15 protein-coding genes are annotated in these 25,360 nt (G+C 72.9%); 10 read left to right on the forward strand and 5 right to left on the reverse strand.

The genetic code is table 11. The annotated features are described in order from the left end of the window. The first annotated feature begins 218 nt into the window (after nucleotides 1-218). The 3 genes from ACMCNN_RS14685 to ACMCNN_RS14695 are packed head-to-tail and all read left to right on the forward strand — an operon-like array spanning nucleotide 219 to nucleotide 2,958. Nucleotides 219-1,076: a glycosyltransferase family 2 protein gene (locus tag ACMCNN_RS14685; protein ID WP_412746754.1), complete on the forward strand. Its 858-nt coding sequence runs from the start codon at nucleotides 219-221 to the stop codon at nucleotides 1,074-1,076. Next, nucleotides 1,073-2,212 (forward strand): glycosyltransferase family 4 protein, encoded by a 1,140-nt coding sequence (locus ACMCNN_RS14690; RefSeq protein ID WP_412746755.1) that lies wholly within the window; start codon nucleotides 1,073-1,075, stop codon nucleotides 2,210-2,212. Before ACMCNN_RS14685 ends, ACMCNN_RS14690 begins: the two co-directional genes overlap by 4 nt. A 59-nt stretch (nucleotides 2,213-2,271) precedes the next feature. After that, entirely contained in the window at nucleotides 2,272-2,958 is a 687-nt protein-coding gene (locus tag ACMCNN_RS14695; protein ID WP_412746756.1) for a 2'-5' RNA ligase family protein, read from the forward strand. A gap of 25 nt (nucleotides 2,959-2,983) precedes the next feature. Here the strand turns inward: ACMCNN_RS14695 and ACMCNN_RS14700 are convergent, their stop codons facing one another. The 5 genes from ACMCNN_RS14700 to ACMCNN_RS14720 all read right to left on the reverse strand — a co-directional run bounded on the left by ACMCNN_RS14700 (nucleotide 2,984) and on the right by ACMCNN_RS14720 (nucleotide 12,348). Then, entirely contained in the window at nucleotides 2,984-3,994 is a 1,011-nt protein-coding gene (locus tag ACMCNN_RS14700; RefSeq protein ID WP_412746757.1) for a metallophosphoesterase, read from the reverse strand. Beyond that, nucleotides 3,991-7,740, reverse strand: a complete 3,750-nt coding sequence (locus ACMCNN_RS14705) for a hypothetical protein (protein WP_412746758.1) — start codon at nucleotides 7,738-7,740, stop codon at nucleotides 3,991-3,993. The genes ACMCNN_RS14700 and ACMCNN_RS14705 overlap by 4 nt, the downstream gene beginning before the upstream one ends. 103 nt (nucleotides 7,741-7,843) lie before the next feature. Continuing rightward, the gene (locus ACMCNN_RS14710) at nucleotides 7,844-9,064 is read right to left on the reverse strand and encodes an acyltransferase family protein (protein WP_412746759.1); all 1,221 of its coding nucleotides are present in this window, start codon (nucleotides 9,062-9,064) and stop codon (nucleotides 7,844-7,846) included. Beyond that, on the reverse strand, nucleotides 9,061-9,582 hold the full coding sequence (locus tag ACMCNN_RS14715; protein ID WP_412746760.1) for a hypothetical protein: 522 nt from the start codon (nucleotides 9,580-9,582) through the stop codon (nucleotides 9,061-9,063). The genes ACMCNN_RS14710 and ACMCNN_RS14715 overlap by 4 nt, the downstream gene beginning before the upstream one ends. A 366-nt stretch (nucleotides 9,583-9,948) precedes the next feature. After that, nucleotides 9,949-12,348, reverse strand: a complete 2,400-nt coding sequence (locus ACMCNN_RS14720; RefSeq protein WP_412746761.1) for a hypothetical protein — start codon at nucleotides 12,346-12,348, stop codon at nucleotides 9,949-9,951. Nucleotides 12,349-12,563: 215 nt separating this feature from the next. Here ACMCNN_RS14720 and ACMCNN_RS14725 point away from each other — a divergent pair, with 215 nt between their 5' ends. The 7 genes from ACMCNN_RS14725 (at nucleotide 12,564) to ACMCNN_RS14755 (ending at nucleotide 25,360) form a co-directional block, all read left to right on the forward strand. Further along, the gene (locus ACMCNN_RS14725; protein ID WP_412746762.1) at nucleotides 12,564-13,076 is read left to right on the forward strand and encodes a hypothetical protein; all 513 of its coding nucleotides are present in this window, start codon (nucleotides 12,564-12,566) and stop codon (nucleotides 13,074-13,076) included. 134 nt (nucleotides 13,077-13,210) lie between these two features. After that, complete coding sequence (locus tag ACMCNN_RS14730) at nucleotides 13,211-15,457, forward strand: ATP-binding protein (RefSeq protein ID WP_412746763.1); 2,247 nt, start codon at nucleotides 13,211-13,213, stop codon at nucleotides 15,455-15,457. A gap of 62 nt (nucleotides 15,458-15,519) precedes the next feature. Continuing rightward, entirely contained in the window at nucleotides 15,520-16,449 is a 930-nt protein-coding gene (locus tag ACMCNN_RS14735; RefSeq protein ID WP_412746764.1) for a sensor histidine kinase, read from the forward strand. A 106-nt stretch (nucleotides 16,450-16,555) separates the two neighbouring features. After that, complete coding sequence (locus tag ACMCNN_RS14740; protein WP_412746765.1) at nucleotides 16,556-20,095, forward strand: fibronectin type III domain-containing protein; 3,540 nt, start codon at nucleotides 16,556-16,558, stop codon at nucleotides 20,093-20,095. Between the two features lie 162 nt (nucleotides 20,096-20,257). Next, nucleotides 20,258-20,998 (forward strand): EAL domain-containing protein, encoded by a 741-nt coding sequence (locus ACMCNN_RS14745; RefSeq protein WP_412746766.1) that lies wholly within the window; start codon nucleotides 20,258-20,260, stop codon nucleotides 20,996-20,998. A 131-nt stretch (nucleotides 20,999-21,129) separates the two neighbouring features. Beyond that, nucleotides 21,130-23,238 (forward strand): diguanylate cyclase domain-containing protein, encoded by a 2,109-nt coding sequence (locus ACMCNN_RS14750; RefSeq protein ID WP_412746767.1) that lies wholly within the window; start codon nucleotides 21,130-21,132, stop codon nucleotides 23,236-23,238. 82 nt (nucleotides 23,239-23,320) lie between these two features. Beyond that, a complete protein-coding gene (locus ACMCNN_RS14755; protein ID WP_412746768.1) occupies nucleotides 23,321-25,360 on the forward strand; it encodes a diguanylate cyclase domain-containing protein in 2,040 nt (679 codons plus the stop codon).

Below are 25,360 nucleotides of genomic sequence, written 5' to 3' on the forward strand. Positions count from 1 at the left end.
AGCAATGGGCGCCTGCGTCACGATGCGGCCATTCATCGGGGCTTTGGTAGCCGATGACCCCGCATGACCGTTCCAGCCGAGCGGCCGGAGTGGGCTCGGCAACATCGGGTCTGAAGCGGCGAAAATACCTCATAATATGAAGAAATGACTCCCGCGTGTCCGACCCGAGCACCCCGTCCCGGCCGTACCGGCTGCGTAGCGGCTTTGGAGACTGCCCGATGACCAGCCACCCCGTCGTCTCGGTGATCGTTCCCGCCTACAACAGCGCGCCGCTGCTCCGCGACTTCCTCGGCGCCTGCCAGACCTCGGCGTACCGGGAGTTCGAGGTGATCATCAACGACGACCTGCGCTCCACGGACGGCACCCGCGCGCTGGTCGACCAGTTCCGGGCCGATGGCCTGGACGTGACGTACCTGCAGGAGAACCGCTCGATGGCCCAGGGCCGCAAGCGGGGCGCGGCCGAGGCGCGCGGGTCGATCCTGCTGCACCTCGACTCCGACATGAAGGTCACGCCCGGCCTGATCGGCGAGTGCGTCGAACTGCTGGATCGGTACGACGCCCTGGTGATCCCGGAGGAGTCGTTCGGCACCACGTTCTGGGCGCGGTGCAAGTGGCTGGAGAAGAAGATCTACGACGGGGTGGAGCAGATCGAGTCCCTGCGCTGCGTGCGGCGCGAGGTCTACGACAAGCTCGGCGGCCACGACGAGCGGATGGTCTTCTCCGAGGACAAGGACTTCGACCTGCGGGTCCGCGAGGCCGGGTACCGGGTCGGCCGGACCCGCAACTTCCTGTACCACAACGAGGGCGAGCTGCGGTTGCAGAAGACCATGCGCAAGAAGCTGGGCTACTCCGGCACCGCGGACCTGTTCGCCAGCGAGCACCCCGAGGCGTTCCGGTGGCAGACCAACATCTTCCACCGCTTCGGCCTGTACCTGCGCAACTACCGGTACGGCTTCACGCACCCGCTGCTCTACGGCGGCCTGTGGGTGATGAAGGCCGGCGAGTTCGGCTCCGGCGCCCTCGGCCAGCTGCGGCACCGGATGGCGGCCCGCGGCGCGCACGGGGGCACCGCATGACCCGGGTCGCGCACGTGATCGCCGAGTTCTCCGCCAAGGAGGCGATGGGCCGCACGGTCACCGAGCTGGCCCACCGGGTCGACGGCGAGCATCACGTCGTCACCACCCACGCGCTGGACGGCCAGGACGCGTTCGCGGGCGTCCACGAGCTCGGCGGCGCGTTGGAGACGTTCCCGCTCGGGCGTTCCGATGCGCTGCGCGACGCGCTCGACAAGATCGGGCCGGATCTGGTGCACCTGCACGCCGGAGCGCTCGGCCCGTTCCTGTCGCTGCTGCCGGTGCTGCGCCCGCACCGCAAGCTGCTCACCGCGTACGCGTGGCCGACTCTGCCCGGCCCCGCCGCGTGGCGGCGCGCCACCGTGGCGGAGATGCGCACCTCGAACGTGCTGCGGGCCCGGGTCGTGGTGACCACGGTCCTGCCGGTCCCGCTCGCCGCCGCCGCACTGCGCCGGTCCGGGGTGACCACCGTGCTCACGCCGGACCCGCGGGTCGCCGAGCGCCTGGGCCACCGGCGCGGGCTGAACGTCGTCCGGTTCACCTCGGGGGCACCGGCCGACCCGCGCCGGGCAAACTTCGACGCCGCGCAGCCGACCATCGTCTTCGCCGGACGGGCGGAGTCGGTCCGGGGGCTGGACACGCTGCTGGAGGCGTTCGGCCCGGTCCGGGCGGCGGTGCCCGGCGTACGGTTGCGGCTGCTGCTGATCCCTCGGCCCGAGCTGCCCCGGATCCTGGCCCGCGCGGGCGCGGCCGGCGAGGCGATCGAGGTGGTCACCGAGCCGGTGCCGGACCTGCTGGCCGAGCTGGCCGCCGCGCAGGTGGGCACGTGGCCGTTCAAGTTCGACTACACCACGTCGCCACCGGCGATGGCACTGGTCGAGGCGATGGCCGTGGGCCTGCCCGTCGTCGGCACCGACGTCGCCTGTGTCCGCGCGGTGCTCGACAACCGCGTGAACGGCCTGTCGGTGCCCCCGGCCGACCCCCCGGCCCTCGCCCGGGCGCTGATCACCCTGCTGCGCGACGAGCAGACCTGGCAGCGGTACGCGACGGCGGGCCTGGAGGCGGCCACGCAGCGGATGGGATGGGAGCGCGTCGCGCAGACCACCGCCGAGGCGTACGCCTCGGTGCTCCGGTCGTAGTCCCGGTTGCGGGCCGGCGTTAGCCTCGGCGGCCGCATCGTCGGCGAGTCGGGGGACCCATGAGACCGGAAGCTCTGGCGGCCACCTACGAGCGTCTCTGGGCGGCCGGTGACGCCGCCCTGCGCTCCGGGACGCACGTGCCGGACGCGATACCGGTACACGGCGATCCGCGCTGGGGGCTCAGCGTGGTGCTGCGCATCGATGGGCGATCCGCGGAGCGGATCGTCGCCGAGCTGCCCGGCCTCGCCGCGGCCGCGGCCGGGCCGCACCTGGTGTACCGGGCCGCGGACCTGCACTGCACGATCCGCAGCCTGGAAGGATTCCAGGACGACGTGTCGCAGGTTCAGGCCGACCGGTACGCCGATCAGCTGCGCCGGGTCTCCGCGGGGCTGGGGCCGCTGCGGGTCACGTTCCGGGGGCTGGGCGGAGCGCCCGGCGGGATCTTCGTCCGCGGGTTTCCCAGCGCCGCCCTGTGGACGTTGCGCGAACGGCTGCACACCGATCAGCTGCCGCACGGCCCGATGGCGGTACCGAGCGTGGACGTCGACCGCATCCGGGGAACCGCACACGCCTCGCTCATGGTGTTCCGCCCGCCCGCGGTCGACGAGACGAAACTCGCCGAGTACGTCGATGCCCGCAGCAGCCTGCCGTTCGGGACCGTCGAGGCGGCCGGCCTGTCGCTGGTGCGGTACACACCGATGCCGGACGCGGTGTCCATGCAGGAGCTCGCCCGCGTGCCGCTGTAACGCGGCGTCCCCACCCGCACGGGGATCAGTGGCAGGGCTCCTCGCCCTTGTCGAGCGGATTGCCGACGCCGACCGCACGGAAGCTCCAGCTCCACGAGTTCGGCTTGAGTTCCAGCTCCAGGACACCATGGTGGTCGAAGTCGACGAACTCGCCGATCGGCCGGGCGGCCCTGGCCGCCGGGGTGTCCGCCACCGGATCCGGCCGGTAGTGCGCCTGGCCACCCGTGCCGACCACGTACTGGCGCACGCCGAGCGGGTCCTTGCGGCCGTCGGGGTTGAGCGGGGCGAACCGCTCGTAGTCGGCGTCGTGGCCCGACAGCACCAGCTCGACCCGGTGCGCGTAGAGCGTGCGGAACAGGTCCGCGGTGCGCGGGTCGGGGCCGCCGATGCCGGACGACCAGCGCGGGTGGTGCCACGCGGCGATCACGCACGTGCGGTCGGTCCGCTTCAGGTCGTCGTCGAGCCAGGTCTGCTGCGGTGAGCCCTTGCCGCAGCCTCCGGCCACGGCGAAGCAGTTGGAGTTGAGCACCACCAGGTGCCACCGGCCGAGGTCCTGCGACCAGTACCCGCGGGCGTCCTTGACCTGCTTGCCGAAGTACGCGGTGAACGAGTTGGCGTCCTGCACCTTGTACTCCTGGTTGCCGAAGACCGGCACCGTACGGCTCATCAGCCGCCCGAAGCTCGGCCCGTACACCGTGCGGTACGCGGTCGAGGTCGGCAGCTCGTACTGGAAGTCGCCGAGGCCCAGCAGCACGTCCGGGTTCAGCGCGACCGCCAGGTCGGACACCTGCTTCTGGCGGCAGTGGTCGTGCGCGCCGGTGGCGAAGTCAGGATCGTCCGGGTCGCAGGCCATGTCCCCCACCGCGGCCACCCGGACCGTCTCCGGTGCGGTGGAACAGCGGCTGAGCAGCCCCACCACCGCGAGCAGCAGCACCACGGCCAGCGCGATCGCGGCCCGCAGACCACGACGGCTGCGGGCCAGGGCGGCCGTGCGGGGTGCCGCCCCGGCGAGACGCCGCAGCACAGTTCCGATCATCCGGATCGCCTCCGCAACATCAGCAGCAGCACCGCGCCGAGCCGCGGCCGGCGTGCCCACAACAGTTCGGCCCACCGGCGCCGGCGGTGCCGCATCGTCCACAGCTGGGGGCGGTCGGCGGGCAGGCGGAACAGGTACATGAACACCACCGACGCCACGACCCCGATCGGCAGCAGGTAGAGCGCGTACCGGCCGATCCGCGCCGGGGTGTAGCGCATCGTCACCGTGCCGCCCTCGGGCAGCAGCCAGCCGTTCATCCAGCCCTGGAGGGTGACCTTGCGAGCCCCCTCGACGCCGGTGAGAACCCAGCCGGGAGCGGCGTTCTCGGCGAGCGCCACCGCGGTGGGCCCGGACGCGGTGACCGTGCCGGTGAACTGGGCCGGGTTCGTCCGGGCGTAGTCCACGCTGGACGTGGCCCGCGGCGCCGCGTTGCGGACCAGCACGATCGAGGACGGGCTGGCCACCGGGCGCAGCCGCACCCCGCGGTACTCGACCTGGGACTGTTGCTGGCCCTTGGGATCGCGCAGGCCGTACAGGTAGAGCCGGGTCTCCACCGCCGTCGGGTCCGGCGGGATCAACGCCTCGTACGGGGTCCACCCCTGGTACAGCGCGACCGCGGGCAGCGTACGGCACAGGTCGGGGCCGCGCAGGTACAGGCAGAACTTGGGATTGCGCAGGGCGACACTGCGCGCCTGCATGGACAGCTCGTACAGCGACGACGCGCCCATGTCCGAGGCGGGCGAGCCGATGCAGGCCAGGTGCTGCACCGCCTTGAGGGTGTAGGTCGTCTCCCCGTCCGTACCGGTCTCGGTGTCGGCGTCCAGCCCGGCCTGGTCGATGGTCTGGTCGTCGTAGCGGAAGCAGTCGTCCAGCGGCTCGAACGGAGCGAGCACCGAGCCGGAGAGGCCGCCGTCGACCCGCAGCTGGTGCTTGCCGGCGGTCAGCTGCACCGTCACCTCGGGGACGGCCGGCGGGAAGACCGTCCGGGTGGCTACCGCCTCCAGCGCGTCGATCTGGAGCCCGCGGTATTCCACCACCGTCTTGCCCTTGAGCCGCTCGCCGACGTCGGCGTGCAGGATGACCTGCAGCTCGTTGGAGATGCTGTCCATCGTGACCACCTGCTCGTACGACGTCCACCGGTCGTCGAGCACGGGGCGCCCGCTCAGCTCGCAGCCCGACGCCCCCGCCTGGAACAGGCAGATCTGCGGACGGGCCCCGGCGACGTGCCGGTACTGCAGCCGGATCCGGTAGACCTGCCCGGCCTTGGCGTCGCGCACCGTCACCCTCGTGCAGGCGGCGTGGTCGGCCGCGCTGAGCCGCACTGTACGGCCCTGCGGGGTCTTCGTGATGGTCTGACTGAGTTGCAGCTCCCGCAACGGCCGCGGCTCGTAGTTGTTGCAGTCGAACACCGGGGCGTAATCGGTGGCGGAGACCTTCGTCCCCGACGCGGCGAGCATGGTCAGCTTCGTGGCGGAGCCCACCTGCACGGTGGGCGGCGTCGAAGCGTCACGCCCCCAGCCGTCCAGCGACACGGTACGGGTGCCCGCCTGCACCGCGAGGACCTCACGCCCGGCGGGCAACGGCACGGGCAGGGCGGGACGGCTCGACACGGCCCTGCCGTCCACCTTCACCACCGTGGGGTCCTCCAGCAGCAGGCGGTGGTGCGCGGTGTCCACCCTCGGCGTCAGCACCGCCGCGGCCCGGGCCCGCTGGGCCAGGGTGTACGTGCCGGCCGCCACGTCGACGGTGGTGACCGGTGAGCCGGAGTCGACCGCGGGCACGGGCCAGTGCACCACGTCCGGGGTGACCGCGGCGGTGTCGTCGACCTGCGGGCTGGTGGTGGCCGGGGTGGTGTCGGTGCGGGCGGCGATGGCCGTACGCGAGTCCACCGTGCCCACCACCGCGGCGGCCGCATCGGCCCGCGCGGGCGCGTCCAGCACCCGGTCGTAGGTGCGCACGGTCTCGCTGCTGCCGCCGTTGAACTGCCACAGCTGCAGGGTCCCGTCGGAGACCATCTGGGCGCCCGGCACCTTGGTCATGGCCGCGGAGAGCACCCGGTCGTCGGCGAAGTACCGGTTCGGCAGGCCCCGGACCAGGTCGTGCCGGATGATCAGCTTGCTGGCCCCGATGGCCTCCATCAGCTTCGGTACGGGGGCGAGGTCCCCGGCCAGCAGCGCATCCTCGACGCCGTGTACCTCGGCGCCGAAGCCGGGGACGTCACCGAAGTAGCCGCCCGGCTTGGGCTGGATCACCGGGTGCTGGATGAGCAGGTTCGCGATGCTGTCCGCGCCGAAGAACCCCCACGTCGTGGGCATCTGGTAGTAGTCGTCGAGCGGCAGGACCAGGACCTTGCCGGGGCGGGTGTCGGCGTTGATCCGCTTGGCCAGATCCCACCAGTCCTGCGGCACCCGTACGTGGGTCGACGGCTGGGTGGGCCGCTCGTCGGGCATCACGCCGCCGGTGTAGAGCGGGAACGGGTAGGCCAGCACCAGCACCAGCGGGGTCACCGACGCCGTGGCGGCCGCCCGCCGCGGCCACGCGAGCCGGAAGCGCACAGAGGCGCGCAGCCGCGTCAGCATGCCCTCCACGCCGATGGCCAGCATCACCCCGAAGAACGACACCAGCAGCTGCCCCAGCTTGCTCATCGGCTCGCGGAACAGCCAGAAGCCGGGGGCGTGCAGGTACAGGAACATGTTGAGCTGGTTCAGCGGCGGACGCAGGCCCTTGGCCAGGAAGACGAACAGCAGGATCAGCGCGAGCAGCCCGAACGCCAGCCGGCGCAGCCGGCGCGGGGCCAGCAGCGGCGCGACGAACACCAGGACGGGCAGCAGGTAGCGGATCCAGATCCACGCGGGCTTGTCCAGGTCCGCGGCGAACGGCAGGTACTGCGGCCGGAACCACGCCCAGTTGGCCACCATCGTGAGGATGTTCGGCGGCGAGTTGTTGATCTGCGACCAGGACCAGTTGGTGGGGTCGGTGAAGGCGGCGTTCGCGGTCGCGCCGCCGCCGCCGATGTACGACTGGGCGAGCGGGAACAGCCACCACGCGTTGAGCACGATCGCCCACGGCGCGGCCTTGACGAACCACCAGAGCAGCCGCTTCGCGCCGTCGCGCCCCACCACCAGCACCGCCAGTAGCGGGGTGCCGCCCACCGCCCACGCGTACGCGACCAGCAGCATGGGCGGGTTGAACGCCAGGAACGAGGTGGGTATCAGCGCGAACCCGGCGATGGGCGTGGGCATCCGCCGGCCCAGCGCCACCCGCATCGCGATGCCGGTGACGAGTGCGATCGACCCCACCGAGATGATGTTGAGCGGGTTCGGCAGCCGGGTCAGGAAGAACCCGTTGAGCACCCCGAACACCCCGGCCGCCACGATGCCGACCTGACTGCGCACGAACGCCCCGGCCAGGTACGCGATGCCGAAGCCGACCAGCCCGTAGATGCACGTGTAGAACAGCCACTGCGCGGAGTACTCGGTGAGCCCGACCTGCTTGCAGCACCAGATGAGGATGAACTCGAACGCCCGGGCCATGGTGTACCCGGCGGAGCCCGCGCCGGTGGTCTGGTGGTTCCACGACCACAGCGCCTCGGGCGCCCAGCCCTGCCGGATGAACGCGCCCATGTCGCCGGTGGCGATGAACGTGCCGGTGCGGAACCACCGGCTGACGATCAGCGAGGAGACGGCGAAGACGATCAGGTACGGGCGGGCGGCGAGCCAGCCGGCACGGCTGAAGACGCGTCGCACCGCACGCCCCCTTCCAGCCCCGGCCGGCGCGACCGGCCGGCCGCGCGTTTCCCCAGGCTGATCGGCGACGGCGGCGCCGCCCTGAGAATCGGGCAGCCGTGCGTCAGCTGGGAGTTCGCTCCGCGCTGTGTCGGCCGGCCGGGCGCAACACGCTGTCGAACAGCGCCCGCAGCTGCCCGGTGTGCCGCTCGGTGGCCCACGCGAACAGCCAGCCCGCCCACACCAGCGCCGCGCCGATCGCGACCAGTGCCGCACAGTGCGCGAGCGAGGGCGCCCACCGGTGCGCGGCCTGCGGCGTCAGCAGCGCCGCGATCATCGCGGCGATCGGTAGGTGGACCGCATACAGCGAGTACGACGACTCGGCGTACGCCGACAGCGCGTCGAGTGCCCGGCCGGGCAGGCCACCCCAGCGCAGATCCTGGACCAGCAGGACCAGCAGCACCGTGGTGGCGCCCGCGAGCAGCAGCACGTTGCGGCCCGAGTAGCTGGCCTGGGTGGCGTACAGGGCGGCGCCGACCGCCGCTGCGGCACCCGCGCGGGCGAGCGCCAGCACGCCGGGCCGAAGCCCCGCCAGCACGGCGGCGATCCGGTCCCGGAACAGGGCCACCGCGGCACCCATCAGCCACACCGGCAGGTACATCAGGACCTTCGGGCCCACCAGGGCGCACACGGCGAGCAGCAGGACCGCGTTGAGGATCCGGGCGGCCAGCGGGCCGCGGCCCTTCCAGGCGTACAGGGCCAGCGGGAAGATCACGTAGAAGGCGGCCTCGTACGCCAGCGACCACAGCGAGGCGTTCGTGCCGTACGTGGGCACCGCGATCGTCTGCACGAACCCGATGTTGCCCAGCGCGGTCAGCGGGGTCAGCCGCCCGGCCAGGTCCGCCACGGGCACGGTGTGGTGGTAGGCCGGGTCACCGGCGTAGATCGAGGTGTGCCCGAGAAGGGCGAGGCCCACGTGGTCCAGGATCGCCGTGAGCACCACCGCGGGGACGAGCACGATCCACAGCCGGCTCAGGCGGGCGGTGGCGTAGCCCGCCCAGCGGAAGCGGTCCCGGCGGAATCCGGCGATCACGCTGCCGCCCACCCAGTAGCCGCTGAGCACGAAGAACACCAGGACCGCCGCGGGGCCGAGGCCGGTCACCACGTACAGGGCCCGGGTCGGGATGCCCTCACCCGCCCGGGCGGCATCGACGAACAGCAGGCTGCGCAGGTGGTAGATCACCACGAGTACGGCCGCGACGGCGCGCAGGGCGTTCAGGGCCCGGTGGGTGCCGGGCGGCGCCGGGGCGGTGACCCGCGACGGGGCGGGGAGGGTGGACGTCATGCGGTTACCTGCCGGACGGGTCGGGTGGTCTCGGGCGGGGCGGGGCCGCGGTCGACCGGGTGGGCGGCGACCTGCTCGGCGGCCCGCTCGGCCGGGGTCCGTTGCCGCAGGCCGGCCAGCCCGAGGGGGACGGCCAGCCCACTGAGCACCAGCCCGATCAGGACGGCGTAGTACACGAAGTCGGTGTGCCCGAGCGCGTGCGCCGGGCCGCACGAGGCGAACAGGGCGACCGCCAGGCCGAGCGGGAGACGCCACAGCCGGTCCGCGACGGCGGGGAGGTCCCGCAGCTGCAGGCGCCGCCGATGGCGGGCCGGGGGGCGCGACGGCGGGTCGCCGGGCTCGCGGTACGCCACCGTGGCGGCGGCGACACCGCGCTCCACGGACTCCGCGAGCGCGAGGCCCGCCCGGAGCTCGTCGAGCGCACGGACCGGGTCGGTGACCGCGGGCGGGGCCGCCGCGGGCGCCGCGGGCGGGGCCGCCGCGGGCGCCGCGGGCGCGTCGGCGAGGTCGAGCGACATGACGATCCCTCCCGGCGGACGCGTGAACGGCTCGAAGCGGACTGCGACCCCCTCCCATCGGTCGGTGCACCGCCCGCTTGAGACGTTTCCCGCCCCGCTCACCCGGCCGGTGGTGCACCGGGAACCGGACACGACGCCGCAGTTCACCGCCGGGCCGGCGCGGTCACCGGATACGGCGCCGCCCCGCCGGGTCTTGCGGCCCGGCGGGGCGGCGGGGGTGTGCGCGCGTCAGAGGCTCAGCGCGGCACGGTGTCTCCGCATGGCGGTCAGGGTCTCCGCATGGCGGTCAGGGTCTCCGCATGGCGGTCAGGGTCTCCGCATAGCGGTCAGGGTCTCCGCGTGGCGGTCAGGGTCTCCGCGTGGCGGTCAGGGCGCGGTCACCCCGGACAGCCAGCCGGGCTGGCCGTCGCCCACCCGGTAGGCGGCCACCCGGTAGGTGGTGCCCGACGCGGGAGCCGGGTCGGTCCACTGCTGGACGCCGGTGCCCGCGACCATGCCGATCCGGTCGACCAGGTGCACGTCGCCGGCCTGGGTGTTGTCGACCAGGACGAACACCTTGGCGTAGACGGCGTTGGCCGGGGCGGTGCTGGTGTACCAGCTGGTGATCCACCCGGTCGCGTTGTCGACCGAGTAGTTGTTGGAGGTGGCGAGCCGGGAGAGGCGCGTCTTGTTGGCGTCGTAGTACTCGATGCCGGTCCGGCCGCGCTGGCCCGTACCGGTCAGCGACCGGTACACGGCGGTGGTGGTGTAGGTCTGGCCGGGCACGATCGACAGGAAGCGTCCGGACGCGTTGACCTGGCCCGCGGCCACCGCGGTCAGCGACAGCGAGCCGCTGCCCAGCGCACCGGCACCGTTGTAGTAGCCGATCCTCGTGTTGGAGACCTGGGTCCAGCCGGAGGCGTCCGCGTCGACCGTCGAGTCGGCGTCCGCGACCATGTTGCCGGGGACGGCGCCGCTGCCCACGGGCTGGTCGGCGACGAGCACGTTGTTGCGGTAGACGCGGTAGCCCGCGATCGGCGCGGTGGTCGTCGGGGTCGAGTCGGTCCAGGTCACGCCGGTGGCAGTGGTCGCCAGGCCGGTCGGGGCGAGGGCGGCGGACGCGGCGTAGCGCACCGGCACCCCGATGATCCCGGCGACCGTGTTGGTCTCGCCGGCCGGGCCGGTCAGGACCGTGTTCTTGATCGTGCTGACCGCGTTGCGGGCGCCGATGTGCACGCCGTGCCAGGTGGTCGGGCCGGTCTGGTCGTCGGTGATCTGGTTGCCGTAGACCTTGTCGCCGTTGCCGATGGAGATGCCGACGCCGCTGTGCTCGAACGTGCCGGCGCCGGTGTTCGCCTCGGAGGCGGGGTTGCCGAAACCGGCGTCGGTGATCGCGTTGCCGGTGACCGTGTCGGCGGTGTCCTTGACCCGGTCCATCAGGCCGACGATGACGACGCCGCTCTTGCGGGAGTTGGTGATGACGTTGTCCGCGACGACGTTGTTGCCGCCGGCCCGCACGACGTGGTCGTTGGGGTCGGTGCTGCTGGTGGTCCACGAGCCGAGCGTGCCGTACGAGCTGTCGGCGTCGGCGTAGTCGTCGTACGAGATGATGACGCCCGCGTCCGTGGAGTTGATCAGGCGGTTACCCCGCACGACGGAGTCACGCGGGTTGGTGATGTCCTTGTTCGTCCCGGTGTGCGAGTACTTGCTGTTCGACTGCAGCGTGATGTGCCCGCCGTACATGACGTTGTCGACGATCGTCGCCTGCGGCACGCCCTCCATGTAGAGGTTGCCGTACTCCGTACCCCGGGCCGCCGCGACGGCCGGGTCGGTGTAGACCGTGTTGGCGCGGATCGTGGTCTGGATGGCGTTGGTGAAGTCCATGCTGTTGCCGCGGATGGTCTTGTCGAACTGGTTGTACTCGATGACCGCGCGCTCGTTGCGGCCACCGCCGCCGATGTTGTCCTCGTCGCCGGACTCCGCACCGCCCCAGTTGTCGAAGCGGTTGTCGGTGATCCGGACGTCGTTGACGCCGTTCACCCAGAGCTTGAAGTACTCCAGGTTGGTGAAGCGCACCTGGCGGACGGTCCAGCGGTCGGCCACGCTGATCCCGCCGCCGACGTTCGTGCTGGCGCCCGTGCCCACCCGGAAGTCGCACAGCTCGCCCGGGCGCGCCGGCATGTCCGCCGGCACGGGGGCGCCGGCGCCCTCCCGGCAGTTGCCGTTCACGGTCAGGTCGGAGACCAGGTTCGTGCTGCCCGGCGACACCGCAGCGGTGTCGTCCCAGCGCACGAGGAAGCTGTAGCTGAAGTTCGCCCAGCTCGACGTGATCATGGCGAGCGTGGTGGCGCTGATGCCGCTGCCGCGCAGATTGACGTTCGGCGGCAGCTTCAGGCTCCTGGCCAGCGCGTAGGTGCCGGGGGCGAGGAACACCGTGCCCGGCTGGGCCGGGGTGACCACGGCGCCGGTGCCGTCCACCACGGCCGGGGCAGCCAGCGCGGCGGCCGACGCGACCGCGGCCTTCAGGGCGTTGTAGTTGTCGCCGCTGATCGGGGCGGGCGCCGCCACGCAGCGCGCGTCCGCGGCGCAGTCGGCAGCGCTCAGGGCGGCCGGGCTCAGCGTCGAGGCGAGCGAGTAGCCGGGGTCGCCCGGGTCGGCGACCGCGTGGGCGATCGCGCCCGGCAGGGCGGGGGTCGCCAGCACGGGCAGCAACGCGGCGAACAGCATCCGGGTGGCCGTCCGGCGGCCGGGACGGCGCGACGGCGAGGATGCGGGTAGCGAAGCCATAGAGATGAGGTCTCCCAGTAGTTGAGGGGAATGCCGGAGGGTCCTGTCGGCGGCAGAGCTCACGGTGCGCTCAAGGCCGGCTCTGGAAGAGCTCAAGCCGATCGCCCGGGGGCGCTTGCTCAAGGCCCGGTACGCCGCCTCAAGGTTGGGTCAACGGGCGGGAAAGCTTGCCTCGGTACCGTGCGGCCGCCCCGGTTCCTGCCGAACCTCGGGGCATGCGAATCGTCACCGCCCCCGCCCGCACCGCCCTCAGCCTCGTCCTGCTGGCGTTCGGCATCTGCGCCGCCCTCCTGGCGCACGCCGCGCCGGCCGCCGCGGCGAGCACCGGCGGTCCCGACTCGCTCGTGCTGAGCTGGGTCAGCGACGGTGACCAGCTGCGCGTCGAGGGCTACGCGTACCGGGCCAAGTCGGTGGTCGACATCCGCCTCGGCGACCAGCCGATCCAGCAGGCCCGTACGGACGAGACCGGCCGGGTCGAGGTGACCGTCCCCGAATCGCTGATCACCGCCGGGCAGTCCGGCGCCAGCATCATCGTCATCGGCCGTTCCGTCTCGGGCGCCAGCCGGGTGCTGGTCTCCGCGGTGCCGCCCCGCGCCGCCGTCCGCGGCCCGGTCGACCTGCTCCCGTGGTCGCTGGCCGCGCTGGCGGTGGCCGGTGCCGGGTTCGGCGCGCTGCGCCGCCGCAGCCGGGTCACCGCCGGCGCCCACCGCGCCGCTCGCTTCGCGTGACCCCGCGCCGGCCGTTTCGCCGGGCCCGGCGCACGGCACCCGATCCGCTACCGAACGCTCCCCGCCTCGCGCCCGGCCTTGCACATCATGGTGCGCGGACCCGTCCGGGTCCGGCTCCCCGGAAAGGTCAGCGCATGGGATTTGCGGCGCGCACGCTGGTCGAGGCGGTTCTCGGTCCCGCGGCAATCGTCGACCCTGAAGGACGGGTCCTGGTCGCCAACACCCGGTGGCGGGAGTCCGAGCAGGACGGCCCGCTGCACGCCCCCGAGGGCGCCGGGCTCACCCCGTCCATACCCGGGTGCGCCGCCCACGCCGGGATGATCAACGCGGTCCGGACCCTCACCCCGGGCACCCCGCCGGTCGTGCTGCGCTGCAAGTGCGCCGCCTCCGGCCAGCAGACCGTACGGATCTCGCACCTGGAGACCGACTGCGGCGACCACCGCCGCCTCGTGACGACCGAACAGCGCGTCGTCGGCCCCGTCGACACCAACGCCGACGACGCCGCGGCCCGCGCCAAGTCGCAGTTCCTGGCCCTGCTCGGCCACGAGATCCGCACCCCCGTCACCGCCGTGGTCGGCATGGTGGACCTGCTGCGCGCCCTGCCGCTGCAGCAGGACGTCCGTGAGGTCGTCGACGGCGTGCACCGCTCGACGCACGCCCTCAAGCACCTCACCGACGACCTGCTCGACCTGGCCCGGCTGGAGACCGGCCGGCTCAACCTCGAACGGCGGCCGGTCGCGCTGCGCCCGCTGCTGGAAGGCATCCTGGAGCCGCTGCAGCAGCAGGCCCGCAGCAAGGGGATCCTGCTGCTGGCCGCGCTCGGCCCCGACATGCCGACCACGGTGCTCGGCGACCCCGACCGCCTGCGGCAGGTGCTCACCAGCGTCGTCGGCAACGCGGTCAAGTTCACAGAGCACGGCGAGGTCATCATCACCGCGGCCCGCGAGGGCGACGGCACGTACGTGCTGGCCGTCTCCGACACCGGCCCCGGCATGGACGACCAGGACCGGGCGCGGGTGTTCGCCCCGTTCGTGCAGGCCGACTCGTCCGCGGCGCGCCGCCACGAGGGTGCCGGGCTGGGTCTGGCGCTGGCCGCCCGGCTGGTGCACCGCATGGGCGGCGACATCGACGTCACCTCCGAGCTGGGCAAGGGTTCCGAGTTCCGGATCCGGCTGCCGCTGGAGCCCGCCCACGTGCGCAAGGCCGACCCGGCCCGGCCGCTGGCCGGCCGGCGGATCGCCGTGATCGCCCCGGGCCCGCGTTCGGTGCAGGCGCTGTGCTGGCTGCTGGAGACCGCCGGGGCGCAGGCGACGCCGACCGTACTGGCCGACGTGGTGGTCCGCAAACTCGACGTGGACACCGTGCTGTGGGTCGACGACTCGCACGACCCCGAGGCGAACCGGCGCGTCGACACGATCATCGAGGCGGTCGGGCCGACCGGCCGGGCGCTGATGATCAGCACGACGGACCCGCGTACCGGCATCGTGCGCAAGCCCGGCGTGCTCACCGCGCCGCTGGTGCTCAAGCGCCTCGTCGCGGCGCTGAACCTGGAGCGCACCGGCGTGCGTGGCGCGCCGATCACCGTGCCGAAGCTGGCCGGCGGCCGGGTGCTGCTGGCCGAGGACAACGACATCAACCGCAACGTGTTCCGCCGCATGATCGAGCTGCTCGGCGTCGAGTGCGAGGCGGTGGCCGACGGCGCCGCGGCCGCCGAGGCGGTGCTGGGCGACAAGCCGTACAACGTGGTGCTGATGGACCTGCAGATGCCGGGCACCGACGGGCTGGAGGCCACCCGGATCATCCGGGCGGCGGGCAACACGACGCCGATTCTCGCCCTGACCGCGACCGCCCTGCACGGTGACAAGGAGCGCTGCCTGGCGGCAGGGATGACCGGGCACCTCAGCAAGCCGATCACCCTGCCGGAGCTTCGGGCGGCGCTGCAGCCGTACCTGTCCGGAGAGGCCCCGGCCGCGGAGGAGGCCGACACCGAGGCCGAGCCGGAGCCGGCCGAGGCGCCGGCGGTCTGCGTGGACCTCGGCAAGCTGCGCGATCTGGAGGAACAGCTCGACGACAGGTCCCTGGTGGTGACCACGGTCAACACGTTCCTGTCCCAGCTGGACGAGCGGCGCTCCGCGCTCAGCGACGCGCTGCGCCGCCGGGACCGCAACGCGCTGCGGGCCACCGCGCACACCCTCAAGTCGTCCAGCGCCCTGCTCGGCGCGGATCCGCTGGCCTCGGCCTGCGCCCGGGTCGAGCAGCTGGCCATCGCCGAGGCCGGTGAGCAGGAGCTGGCCACCGAGGTCGCCGAGGTCGAGCGCGCCGTCGCCGGCGCGGTGCTGGCCATGAACAGCTACCTCGCCGACGCTAGCCGCGCGGGCTGACCCCGATGCGGCGGCACAGGATCTACGTCACTTCGGATCACATCGGCAGGAACGGCAGCGATATGGGACTCGTGTTCGGCAGCTGGCGGCAGTGGGCGCGGCGGGGACGGCAGACGATCGTCTCCGACCGTGAGCCCACCGTGCCCGCCGTGGACCCCGGCTCCCCCACCGAGGACGCCGCCGTGCAGGCCGAGCTGGAACTCGCCCGCCAGCGCAACGCCGACCTCGAGCGGACCGTACGGGAGCTGACCCGCTCGGTGGCCGAGCTGGAGGCGTTCTCGCGGGAGATCAGCCACGACCTCAAGAGCCCGCTGGCCGGTATCTGCGGATACGCGCAGCTGCTGGCGCACGTCGACTTCGGCGTGCCGCGCCCTGTCGAGTTCGACGAGTTCGTGACGCAGATCAGCAACGGCACCGAACGGATGCGCTCGCTGATCGACGACATGCTGACGTACGCGACGGCCCGCGGCGGCCATCTGCAGGTGGACACGGTCGACCTGACCGCCGTGGTCGCCGAGGTGGCCGCCGCGCAGACCAGTGAGGTGCGGCACCGCTCCGGGGTGGTACCGCGGATCACGGTCGACCCGCTGCCCGCGGTACGCGGCGACGACGTCATGCTGCGCCGCGTCTTCGACAACCTGGTGTCCAACGCGGTCAAGTACGTGCGTCCCGGCGAGGCCGCCCGGGTGCACATCTCCGCCCGTGCGAGCGCCGACGGCTGGCTGTGCGTCGAGGTGACCGACTCCGGCATCGGCATCCCCGACGGCCAGCACGAGTCGATCTTCGGCGAGATGCACAGGGCACACGCGGAGGCCGGCTATCCCGGCACCGGGCTGGGCCTGACGATCTGCCGCCGGATCGTGGAACGCCACGGCGGCGCGATCGGCGCCGACCCGACGTTCCGCGGCGGCACCCGGATCTGGCTCACCCTGCCCACGCCGGCCGCCGTCGAGCCGTTCGAGTCGGGCACCGAGCACCTAGCGGTCCCCTGACCCGGCCCCGCGAATTCTTGCGCCCCCGCTGACCTTCCGTTGAGTTCGGCTTGAGGAAGGGCGCCGATCCGAGAACCGAAGCGATTCACCACGGAAAGAGGCTCAGATGGACGCCAGGCGAACGCTCGCCCTCATGGGCGCGGGGTTGGTAGGCACGGCAGTCGCCGTCACGGCGATGCCGGGCGTCGCGCACGCGGCGCTCGCCGCGCCCAAGAGCCTGGCCGTGGCCCGGGTCGCCGACGACCCGCACAAGATCCTCATCAGCTGGCCGGCCGTGACGGGGGCCGCCCAGTACAAGGTCGACATCGTCGACCGCGACGTGGACACCGTGGTGACGGTTCCCGGCGACACCACCAGCTACCTGCTGGACGACCCGGACTCGTGCTCCTCGTACAAGATCCGCGTCGCGGGGGCCGACGCGACCGGCGACGGCACGTTCACCGGGTATTACACGCTCAAGTCGCTGGCCCCGGGCTACGTCTCCGGCATGCTGCCGACCCGCGAGTCGGACGGCACGGTCGCCTCCGTCACCTGGCGCACCCCGCCGTCGCCCGGTTACACCCCGGTCACCGGCTACCGCGTCGTGCTCAGCAAGCTCTCCGACAGCTCCGTGCTGGCCGACAGGGTCATCAGCGACACGAGCTTCCGGTACGAGGGCATCGACCCGGAGCGGGCGTACAACCTCACGGTCACCGCCGAGAACGACTTCGGCGCCTGCCTGACCGCGAAGTCCCTCATGGACCGCTACCGGCCGGCCGACCCGACGAACCTCGTGGTCACCCGCAACGCGGACAACCCCGGCCGGGTCACCCTCTCCTGGAAGGCGCCGGGCGTCACCCCGAACCCGACGTACTACCTCGTCGGCTACGGCCAGGGCAAGGTCACCAGCACGGTGAAGGTCGACGCGTCGAGCACCTCCACGGTGCTCGACATCGACCCCACCAAGGAGTGGATCCTCCAGATCAAGGCGTACAACGAGAACGGCGGCAGCAACGCGCTGCTCGGCACCGTTCCGGTCTGGGACGGCCAGACCACGACGGTCACCGCGCCCACCACGTCGCCCGCCCCGGCGCCGACCGCCACCCCCGTCCCCACGACGACGGTGACGGCCCCCGCCCCCACCCCGCCGGCCCAGTCGGGCACCGGCGACAAGACCCCGCCGACCATCACCGCCACGGCCTCGCCGGTCGCGGTGAACGGCTGGCGGCGCACCCCGGTCACCATCCACTTCACCTGCACCGACGCCGACTCCGGCGTGGCCAGCTGCCCGGCCGACCTTCCCGTCACCACCGACGGGGCGGGCCAGAAGGTCACCGGCACCGCGTACGACAAGGCCGGCAACTCGGCCACCACCACCGTCACGCTGAGCATCGACCAGATCGCCCCGGTGATCACCGCGTCGGTCGCCGGCGACAAGAACGCCGACGGCTGGTACACCGGCGGCGCGACCGTCCACTTCACCTGCTCCGACGCCGGCTCGTCCACGCTGCTGAGCTGCCCGCCGGACGAGAAGGTCGACGAGGACGGCGCCGGGCGCAAGATCACCGGTACTGCGTACGACAAGGCCGGCAACAGCGCCACCGCCACCGTCGTGCTGAACCTGGACCGCAAGGCCCCGGGCGTGCTCGCCAAGGTCCGCGGCACCGTCAGCGAGGACGGCTGGTACCGCACCGACCCCACCGTCGGCTACACCTGCACCGACTCGGTGTCGGGCGTCGCGAACTGCCCCACCGACAAGACCGTCAGCGCCGAGGGCGCCAGCCAGGTGCTGGGCGGCACCGCGACGGACAAGGCCGGTAACACGGCCACCGCCGCGACGACCGTCAACGTGGACAAGACCGCCCCGACCATCACCGCCGCGATCGTCGGCGCCACGAACGCCGACGGCTGGCACGACAACGCTCCGGTGGTCCACTTCACCTGCGCCGACGCCCTCTCCGGCGTGGCCACCTGCCCCGCGGACACCCAGGTGAACACCGACGGGCCGCAGCAGGTCAGCGGCACCGTGGTGGACAAGGCGGGCAACACCGCCACGGCCAGCGTGACCGTGTCCGTGGACCAGGACGCGCCGACCATCACCGCGACCGTCGTCGGCGAGCCCAACGCGGCCGGCTGGTTCGCCACGCCCCCGACGGTGCACTTCACCTGCGCCGACGCGGGCTCCGGCATCGTCAGCTGCCCCGCCGACAAGGTGATCTCCACGGACGGCGCCGACCAGGAGGTCCTGGGCATCGCGTACGACAAGGCCGGCAACACCGCCGCGACCACGGTCAAGGTGAACGTCGACCGGACCGCGCCCGCCATCACCGCCTCGATCGTCGGCGACGCCAGCCCGGACGGCTGGTACCGCACCGCCCCGACCGTGCACTTCACCTGCACCGACGCCACCTCCGGCATGGCCAACTGCCCCGCCGACATCCCGGTCACCGCCGAGGGTGCCAACCAGCGGGTCACCGGCACCGGCGCCGACAAGGCCGGCAACCCGGCCAGCGCCGCGATCACGGTCAACGTGGACCTGACGAAGCCGACGGTGTCCACCACGGTCACCGGCGAGGCGAGCCCGGACGGCTGGTACCGCACCGCCCCGACGGTCCACTTCACCTGCGCCGACGTGCTGTCCGGCGTGGCGGCCTGCCCCGCGGACCAGCAGGTCACCAAGGAGGGCGCCGGGCAGAGCGTCACCGGCTCCGGCACCGACAAGGCCGGCAACGCGGACAGCGCCGGCGCGAAGGTCAACGTCGACCTGACCGCCCCGGTGATCACCGCCACGGTGATCGGTGAGAAGAGCGCGGACGGCTGGTACCGCAGTGCCCCGACCGTCCACTTCACCTGCGCGGACACCGGTTCCGGTGTGGCCAGCTGCCCGGCCGACCGTACGGTCACCACGGACGGCACCGGCCAGTCGATCAGCGGCACCGCGACGGACAAGGCCGGCAACACCGCCAACGCCTCCGTCTCCGTCAACGTCGACCTGACCGCCCCGGCGATCACCGCCACCGTGGTCGGCGACGCCACCGCCGACGGCTGGTACCGCACCGCACCGACCGTGCAGTACACCTGCACCGACAACTTGTCCGGGGTGGCCGCCTGCCCGGCCGCCGAGAAGGTCACCGCGGAGGGCGCCGGCCAGACAGTCACCGGCACCGGCACCGACAAGGCCCGCAACTCGGCCACCGCCGGCACGAAGGTCAACGTCGACCGGACCGCGCCGACGGTGACCGTCACCGGTGCCACGGATGGAGCCAAGTTCGGCCCTGACGCCATCCCGACGGTCGGCTGCGCCACGGCCGACTCCGGGTCCGGTGTGGGTGCCAAGGCCACGGCCACGGTCACCATGGACAACCACGGCGGCTACACGGTCACCTGTGTCGGCGGCAAGGACAAGGCGGGCAACGCCGCGAACCCGGTGACGATCGGCTACACCGTCAAGCCGACCGTCGCGTGGCTCAAGGAGCTGACCCACAAGTACCTGGCCACGGCGAACAAGGGAACGCTGACCGAGCTGGACAACAAGCTGGACCACGGCCAGTTCGCCCTGTACTCGGTCAAGATCCTGGCTGAGGCCGTCAGCAAGAAGCCCACCGTCACGGCGGCGAACGCGGCCGCGCTGATGTACTGGGCGGCCGTACTGGATTGGAAGAACTGACCCGCCGACCGCAACCGGCAACCGGAGCCGGGGCCCGCACGGGCCCCGGCTCCGGCCTGTGCGCGCCCCGCCCCGCGGGTTCCTGAGGATCGCCTGTCAAGCTTGTCGCCCTCTTGAAAGGCGATAGAGGCTGCGTTGAGCTGGTCCGCCGATCTATCCGGCATGACCGTCACGCTGCCCCCGCTCCCCGCCGACCGTACGGCGCGCCACGTGCTCAGCGCCCAGGCCGTCGAGATGGCTTTCCAGCCCGTCGTCGAGCTGTACGACGGGACCGTTAAGGCGTACGAGGCGCTGGCCCGCTTCGACCCGCACTTCACCAACCCGGCGCACGCGTTCAAGGCCGCCACCGAAGCGGGCATCGGCGTGGAGCTGGAGCTGCTGGCGGTCGAGCAGGCCCTGCTGAGCCTCGACCACATCCCGGCCGGCGCCTGGCTCAGCACGAACCTGTCGGTCGAGGCGCTGATGAACCCGACCGTGATCAACACGCTGCTGGCGCACGCCGACCGGGGCATCGGGGTCGAGCTGACCGAGCACACCCAGGTGCACGACTACGACGCGCTGGTGCAGGTCACCAACGAGCTGCGCGCCGCCGGGGTGCTCATCGCGGTCGACGACGCGGGCGCCGGGTTCGCCAGCCTCAGCCACATCCTGCAGCTGCGCCCGGACATCATCAAGCTGGACATCACTCTGACCCGGGGCATCGACACCGACCCGGTGCGGGGGGCGCTGGCCCGCTCGCTGGTCAGCTTCGCCGACGACATCGGGGCGATGCTCATCGCCGAGGGGATCGAGACGCCCGCCGAGCACGAGAAGCTGCGTGGGCTGGGGGTGCGGCTGGGCCAGGGCTTCTACATGGCGTCGCCGGGCCCGCTGCCGATGGCCCAGCTCGCGGTCCCGGCGTGACGCCTCACCGGCGCTCCGGAAAAAGTTCAGACAACTCGGGGTAGGTATCCACTCAACATCCACCCAGCCTGGGCGATTGCTGAAATTGTGCGGCAATCCCGCCGCCCGCCCGCTCCCTGGATGGGTCGAGAATGCAGGCTGACGCAAGCGCCGTGGCGCCGCGTTCCCGCGCGGACATGCGCGCGGCGATCGTGCGCTCGAGCAGCGTCCGCGCCATCCTCGCCCCGGCGGTCATCATCGTGTACCTCGCGGCCACGCCACACGCGCCGCACCGGCCGCTGATGGTCGGCGTCATCGCCGTGATGATCACGGTCGCGAGCACCACCTGGGTGACGGCGGCGCGCATCGCCCGCTCCCGGGCCCGCGTCGCGGTGCAGGCCGCGGGCGTACTCGTGAGCCTGACCGGTGGGGCCACGCTGAGCCTGCTCGACGGCGGCATCCGCAGCCCGCTCGGGGCGCTCGTACCGATCTCGGTGGCCTTCTACGCGATCATGATGCCGCCCCGGGCGTTCGTGGTCGTGACGTCGGTGGCCGCCCTGGAGTACTGGGCCGTGGCGCTGCTGGGCGGCCCCGCCCCCGCCGGGTACGCCGTGGTCTACACCCTCGGCCTCGGCGGCGTCTCGACCCTGTGCCTGCGACACTCCGCCGCCCTCGCCGCCCTGCGGCGCCGGCTGGCGCAGGCGACCCGCGTCGACCCGCTGACCGGCAGCCTGAACCGGCGCGGCTTCGACGAGCAGCTGGAGCGCGCGGTCGAGCAGGCTCGCACGGGCGAGCCGGTCACCCTGATCCTCACGGACCTGGACCGGTTCAAGCTGATCAACGACACCTGGGGGCACCAGGCGGGCGACGACGTCCTCGCCGCCACCGCCCGCACCATGAGCGGCGCCCTGCGCGACACCGACCTGGTGGGCCGCCTGGGCGGCGACGAGTTCGGCGCCCTGCTCACCGGCACCGGCCCACAGGAAGCCCCCGCAATCGTCGAACGGCTGCGCACCGCCCTGGAAAACGGCGCCCCCGCCAGCCTCGGCTACGCCTCCTGCCCCGCCGAAGCCACCACCGTCGAGGAACTGCGCCGCCTCGCCGACGCCCGCGCCTACGCCGACAAGACCACCCGCACCGGCCGCACCCCCGCCGAGACACACGTACGGCGGGCCCGTGAGCTCGGTGCCGGGCCCGCCGCCGCGCGGGTCTCCGGCAACGAGCGCCGCCGCCGCTCGATCGCGGACATGGGCCTGTTGTGCATGTCCAACACCGCGGTCGGCATGGTCTACGCGCTCGGGTTCGGCCAGCATCAGCCGCACCGGCTGCTCATGGCCGTGCTGTTCGCGGTGGGCTTCGGGTACGGCGCCTGGTTCGTCCGGGTGGCCGACCGGACGAGCCGCTCCCCCCGCGCGCGGCTGCTGATGGCGGTGCACGGCATCGCGATGCTGGCCCTGACCGCCGGCGCGCCGATGCTCAACGGCGGCGTCGAGACGGCGACCGGGCTGGGCATGCTGGCGCCGATGCCGCTGATCGCGCTCGGCGCGCACCTGCGCATGGCCCTGCCGCTGATCGTGCTCAACGGCGCGGGTTACCTCGTGGTGGCGGCCACGTTCGGCGCGCCCGGCGTCTGGTACCCCGTCCTGCACCTGCTCGGTTTCAGCGCGGTCGCGGCGGCCTGCGCGATCCAGGGCCGCGACAGCGCCCGGCAGCGTCGCCGGCTGACCGTGCTGTCCCAGACGGACGCGCTCACCGGCCTGCTCAACCGCCGCGGGTTCGAGCAGCGCGCCGCCGGGCTGCTGCGCCCCGCCGAGGCGTACGGCCTGGTGCTGCTGGACCTGGACGGCTTCAAGACACTCAACGACACCGCCGGGCACGCCGCGGGCGACGAGCTGCTGCGCTGGGTGGCGACCACCCTGACCGGGCAGGCGCCCCCCGGATCTGTCGTCGGCCGCCTCGGCGGTGACGAGTTCGTGGCGCTGATCCCGGGCGATGACCCGCAGGCGCACGCGGAGCGGATGCGGGCCGCCATGGCGCCGCGCACCTGCGCCAGCGCCGGGGTCGCCGCGCCGGGCCCCGACGGCGCCGATTTCGCCGCGCTGTACGCCCGCGCCGACGCCGAGCTGTACGCGGAGAAGTCGGCACGGCGGCGCGCACCAAGGATCACGGTGCCGGCGTGGGGCGGCCAGACGGATCCGGGCCGGCTGTCCGGCGACGCACTCCGACCGCGACCGGTGGCCTGCTCCGCCGACGAGACGTAACGAACCTCTCAACATGCATCGCGGGTGGGCGATAGATGAGCGTGGTGGCGCCGACGCCGCCCGCCCGTTCCCTGGATGGTCGATGATGTCCGCTGACGCCCACACCGCCGTGCCGCGCACCCGCGCGGACGCGCGTGCGGCGATCGTGCGGTCCAGCAGCGGGCGCGCCCTGCTCGCCCCGGTCGTCGTCGGCCTCTACCTCGCGGTCACGCCGCACGGCCCGCACCGCCCGATGATGCTCGGCATCGCCGCGGCCATGGCCGCCTTCGCGCTCGTCACCTGGTGGGCGGCGCCGTGGATCGCCCGCTCGCGGACGCGGGTGGCGGTGCAGGCGTCGGCCCTGGTCGTCAACATCGTGGGCGGCTGCGCGCTGACCCTGTTCGAGGGCGGCATCAGCAGTCCGCTCGGCGCGCTGCTGCCGGGCTCTGTCATCTTCTACGCGATCATGATGCCGCCGCGGATGTTCGCCGTGGCCGCCGCGCTCGCCGCCGTCGCGTACTGGACCGCGGCGCTGCTCGGCGATCCCGCCCCCGCCGGGTACGCCGTGGTCTACACCCTGGGCATGGGCGGCTTGTCGTACATCTGCCTGCGGCACGCGGCCGCTCTCGCCACCCTGCGGCGCCGGCTGGCCGAGGTGTCCCGCGTCGACCCGCTCACCCGAAGCCTCAACCGCCGCGGCTTCGACGAACAGCTGGAGAGCGCGGTCGAGCAGGCCCGCCGCACCGGCGTACCGGTCACCCTGATCCTCACCGACCTGGACAAGTTCAAGCTGATCAACGACACGTGGGGGCACCAGGCCGGCGACGACGTCCTCGCCGCCACCGCCCGCACGATGAGCGGCGCGTTACGCGACACCGACCTGGTGGGCCGCCTGGGCGGCGACGAGTTCGGCGCCCTGCTCACCGGCACCGGCCCGGACGACGCCCCCGCAATCGTCGAACGGCTGCGCACCGCCCTGGAAAACGGCGCCCCCGCCAGCCTCGGCTACGCCTCCTGCCCCGCCGAAGCCACCACCGTCGAGGAACTGCGCCGCCTCGCCGACGCCCGCGCCTACGCCGACAAGACCGCCCGCACCGGCCGCGCCCCCGCCGAACGGCACGTGACGCAGGCCCGGGAGCAGGCGGCCGCACCCACCCTCGCCCGGGTGACCCGCGACGAGCGCCGCCGCCGGTCCATCGCCGACATGGGCCGGCTGTGCGCGGCCGACAGCTCCGTCGCCGTCGTGTACGCCGCCCTGTTCGCCACCGGTTCGCCGCACCGGCTGACCATCGGCGTGGTATGCGCCCTGGGCGTGCTGTACGGCGTGGCCGTCGTCGCCGGCGCCGGCTGGCTGAGCCGTTCCGCGTACGTGCGCCCGCTGATGGCGTTCAACGCGGTGCTGCTGTTCGCCCTGGCGATCGTCGTGCCGATCCTGGACGGTGGCGTCGACTCGACGACCGGCGTGGGCATGCTGGCGCCGATGCCGCTGATCGCGCTGGGCGCGCGGCTGCGCGTGGCGATGCCCTGGCTCATCCTGGACGCCGCGGCGTACCTGCTGCTGGCGGCGACGGTCGGGCACACCGACCCGGCGTACGCGATCATGCATCTGGTCGGTTTCGGCCTGGTCACCGCGGCCTGCGCCGTCCAGGGCAGCGCCAGCGCCGAGCGGCGGCGCCGCCTGACCGACCTGTCACAGACCGACGCGCTCACCGGCCTGCTCAACCGCCGCGGTGTCGAGGACCGGATCTCCGGCCGGTTGGGCGGCGGTGAACAGACGGGCCTGGTCCTGTTCGACCTGGACGGCTTCAAGACACTCAACGACACGGCCGGGCACGCCGCGGGCGACGAGCTGCTGCGCTGGGTGGCGAGCACCCTGACCGGGCAGGCGCCGGCCGGCTCGATCGTCGGCCGCCTCGGCGGTGACGAGTTCGTGGCGCTGATCCCGGGCGCCGGGGTCCGGGCGGTCGCCGAGGGTCTGCGGGCGGCGCTCGCGGCGCGCACCGCGGCCAGCGTCGGCGTCGCCGCGCTGCCCGACGACGGCCACACCTTCGCCGAGCTGTACGCGCACGCCGACGCGCAGCTGTACGCGGAGAAGCGCCGACGCGGTGCCGCTCAGCGCGTGGCAGGCGTCACGGTCGCCTGA

It is taken from the genome of Krasilnikovia sp. MM14-A1004 (assembly GCF_047159485.1).
In the GTDB taxonomy this organism is placed as follows: domain Bacteria; phylum Actinomycetota; class Actinomycetes; order Mycobacteriales; family Micromonosporaceae; genus Actinoplanes.